This window comes from Oscillibacter sp. CU971 (assembly GCF_905219725.1).
Taxonomy (GTDB): Bacteria; Bacillota; Clostridia; order Oscillospirales; family Oscillospiraceae; genus Oscillibacter.
Window position 1 is genome coordinate 1 of record NZ_CAJMXG010000256.1, and the last position, 3,682, is coordinate 3,682.

Genomic DNA, 3,682 nt, shown 5'->3' on the forward strand with positions numbered 1-3,682 from the left:
CCCTTCAGGACAGCGCCGGTACCGAATACATCTGGCAGGGGGACCCCGCCTTCTGGTCCGGCCAAAACCCCATCCTCTTTCCCATCGTGGGCAGCCTGAAAGACGGCCGGGTGGACATCAACGGCCAGAGCTTTGAAATGGGCCGCCACGGCTTCGCCCGGCAAAGCACATTCACCCTGACGGACCGGGCGCCGGACTTTGCCGTCCTGGAGCTCCGGGAGAGCCCCGAGAGCCTGGCCCGGTATCCCTTCCCCTTCGTCCTTCAGGTCCGGCACCAGCTCCTCGCAAACGGCTTTTCCACCACCTTCGCCGTGGAGAATCCCGGCCCGGCCCCCCTGCCCTTTTGCATCGGGGCCCACACCGCCATCCGCTGCCCCCTGTTGGGGGGTGAGCGCTTCGAGGACTATGAGCTGATGTTCGATCAGCCCGAAGACGCGGACACCCTCCTCCTCACCCCCCAGGGCCTTCTCCGGGGCGGCGGGAGGGAGCCCATGCTCCGCGGCGGGAAGGTAACCCTGGACTACGAAACCTTCCGCCGCCTGGACACTCTCATTTTCCAGGGCCTCCGCTCCCAGCGGGTTTCCCTTCTGCACAAAGAGACGGGCCGGGGCGTCTCCCTGGACTTCCGGGGCTTTCCCATGATTGCCTTTTGGACGAAGCCCGGCGCGCCCTTCCTCTGCATGGAGCCCTGGCACGGCTGCGCCGCCTATACCGGCGAAACGGGCCGCTTCCAGGATAAGCCCCACGCCCTCACCCTGGCCCCGGGCGAGTGGAAGGAGCTCACCTACACCTTTACCCTCTTGAACATTTGACAAAGAAGTCCCTCCGGCGAACGTGCCGGAGGGGCTTTTCCTGTTCCGAGGTCATTCCTCCACGGGCCGGACCTCCAAATAATAGTGCTCCTGTTCCAAATCCAGCTCCACAGAGGTGACGCCGCCCTCCGAATCGAAGCCGAAATCCTGCCCCGTAATCTGAACGTTCTCCGCGTTCACCAGGGCGGCGCTCTGCCGGGTGAAGTTCAGCGAAGACCCCAGCCGGGTTACCAGGTCATAGCCCTGGAGCCCCTCGTTTTCCGAGCCAGAGCAGCCAAAGTCAAAGCTGGGTGCCTTCCAGAAGGCGCATGCCACCTCCGCGCTCCCCCCGGCGGGGACCGTCACCGGGAAACGGAGGTACAGCACCCGCTCCTGGTGCAGGGTCTCTTGTATCAGGTCGTCCAGCCGCCCGTCGGCATAACGGTCCACGGGCGTGCCGGAAAGGGGCCCATACTGGCTCAGCAGCTCCGCCGCCGCCCCCCGGTACATTGCAAAGGTAACGGGGCCCTCTTCCGAAACCCAGTCCTCCCCATACCATGCAGCGGAATCCCGGCAGGCCAAATCCAGCGCCGCGCCCAAGGTGGTCTCCCGCCGGGCAACGGAGCAGGACACCCCGTCAATTTCCTCTCCCCGGTTACAGCCGCCGTTCTGATAGCCCTGGAGGGCATACTCCCCGATGTCCTCCCCCCAAACCACCAGCAGTTTCCGCTCCGTCTCCCGCCGCATGCCGTCGGGGACGAAATAGCTGTACCGCCGGAAGCCGCCGTCCCACTCGCAGCCGTTGAAGCCATAGGTAAACACGGTGGTCCTCTCCGGGTCGATGGTAAAGGAAACCGCCTGGGTCGCCGCCTGATATTCCCCGTGGGGCGCTTCAAAATCCGAGAATTCGTACACCGTCACCGGACTGTCCAGCGCCGGATATTCTCCCAGCGCCTGTTCCCGGTACGCCCCATCCTCCAGCAGGGCCTTGTACTCCCTCCAGCTGCTANGGCCCGCCAGATTCAAGGTATCCGCCCCCTCCGGCCCGGCGGCGCTTTGGAAGCCCCCGGCGTAGGCCCCGGCGTACAGCGCGGGCTCCACGGCCTCCCCGTTCACCGTCACGGCGGGCAGGGCCAGCTCCGCGAAGCTTCCGGCAAAGGGGTACAGGGCCGTCACGGCGAGGTCCTCCTCCGTGCCGTTGCAAAGGATATAGGCGTCCGTCACCTCCGCCCCCCACTGCCGCCGCTCCCCGTCGGGATAGGCTCCCGGGGGAAAGTCCCAGGTGACCGTCCGCTCCGCCGTCAGCTCCGCCGGATTTTCCAGCGTGTCCAGGGGCAGCACCGGCCCGGCGTAGGATAAGAAGGCAATGCCGCCTTCCGCGCCGCCGCTTCCGTCCCCGCCGCCGTCGGCACCGGCGTCCCCGTCCATCGCGCCGCCGGAGCTCCCGGCATCCGTGCCCCCCGGAGCCATGCCGCCATCGCCCCGAAAGCCCCCGGAAACCGCAAAGCCCAGCACCAGCGCCAAACACGCCGCCAGGGCCGCCCAGCGCTTCCACTCCACCCGCCGGGCCCGGACCGCCAGGGCCTCCTCCACCAGCGCCGGGTCCGCCAGGCCCAGCGCCCGGAACAGCCGCTCCGCTCTCATACCGCGATCCCCTCCTTTTCCAGATACTCCCGCAAAGCCTTCCGGCTTCGAAAGAGGGAAGATTTCACCTTCCCCTCCCCGCAGCCCAGGGCCAGGGCTACCTCCGCCACGCTCTCGCCGTACCAGTACCGCCGCAGGAACATGGCCCGTCCCTCCCGAGAGAGGNCCCGCAAAAACACGTTCAGCAGCTCCGCCAGCTCCTGGTCCTCCAGCTCCCGTTCCGGCCCGCCGCCGGACGCGGGAAGGCAGTCCTCCAGCTCTCCCAGCAGCAGCTCCGCGCCGCCGCCCCGCTTCTCCGCCCGGAGGCTCTTCCAGCGGTCCAGGGAGAGATTCCGTGTAATCTGCCCCAGCCAGATCCGAAAGGCCCCGGGCCGGGCGGGGGGAATGGCCTCCCAGGCCCGGAGGTAGGTGTCGTTGACGCACTCCTCCGCGTCCTCCCGGCTGCGGAGCAGGTTCCAGGCGATGCCATGCAGCATCCGCCCGTACTTTCCGGCAGTCTCCGGAATGGCCCTCTGGTCCCGGTCCCAATACAATTCGATGATCCGTCCGTCCTCCATGCGCTTCCGCCTCCCTCCTTCTGCCCATATAGACGAAAAAAGCGCCGCCCCGGTTCCGCGGCGCCGCAAAAAAATTTGGTTTGAAAAAGAAGCCTCCTCCCCCGCCGCCGGGAACAGGCCCCTTAAAAAGGGGCCTGTCCGCTACTCCGCCGGTTTAGAGAGGACCCACAGCGGCGCGCCGTCGTGGCGGCTGGGGGAAAGCTCCTCTAAAATCAGCGGCAAATCCCAGGGGATCAGGCTTCGGTCCCGGCTGGCGGGGTCCGCTGCCAAAATCTCCCCGCTGAGGGTCGTCCCCCGGAGGAGGATGAAGTGCCCGCCCTTGGTAAAGTGGCCCTTGGTCATCAGGGCCACGGCGACATCCCCGCCCGCCAGGCGGCGGTATATCTCGTCCGCTTCCAGGGACTCCGGGGACAGGGACTCGCAGTCCAGCCCCCAGGACTCCGCCACGCCCTGAACAATGGAAAGGTAGGACCCGTGGCCTCTGCACCAATACCCCTGGTCCACGCAGAAAGCCGCCATGTCCGCCGGGTCCACAGTCTCCCCGGTGAGGGAGGAAACCGCCATCGCCATGGCGGTGGGGCCGCAGCCGTGGGTGGCCAGGGGATCGGAGCCGTAGCGCTGTTCCGCCCGAAGCTCGTCCGTCTGGTTGAAGTAGACTATGTCCACCCCGCCCCCGGTGAGGACCTCCTG

Annotated in this window: 3 protein-coding genes; 1 reads left to right on the forward strand and 2 read right to left on the reverse strand. The window is 66.9% G+C overall.

Annotation, left to right across the window (positions count from 1 at the left end; genetic code table 11):
• Positions 1-812, forward strand: an 812-nt coding sequence (locus tag JX325_RS13600; protein WP_204791636.1) for an aldose 1-epimerase family protein, incomplete at its 5' end; no start/stop codon positions are given.
• Between the two features lie 1,619 nt (positions 813-2,431).
• Here the strand turns inward: JX325_RS13600 and JX325_RS13605 are convergent.
• Both JX325_RS13605 and JX325_RS13610 read right to left on the reverse strand, forming a co-directional pair.
• Positions 2,432-2,992 carry an RNA polymerase sigma factor gene (locus JX325_RS13605; RefSeq protein ID WP_204791637.1) on the reverse strand — a complete coding sequence of 187 codons (561 nt, stop codon included), beginning with the start codon at positions 2,990-2,992 and terminating at the stop codon, positions 2,432-2,434.
• Between the two features lie 141 nt (positions 2,993-3,133).
• Positions 3,134-3,682, reverse strand: a 549-nt coding sequence (locus tag JX325_RS13610) for a C39 family peptidase (protein ID WP_204791638.1), incomplete at its 5' end; no start/stop codon positions are given.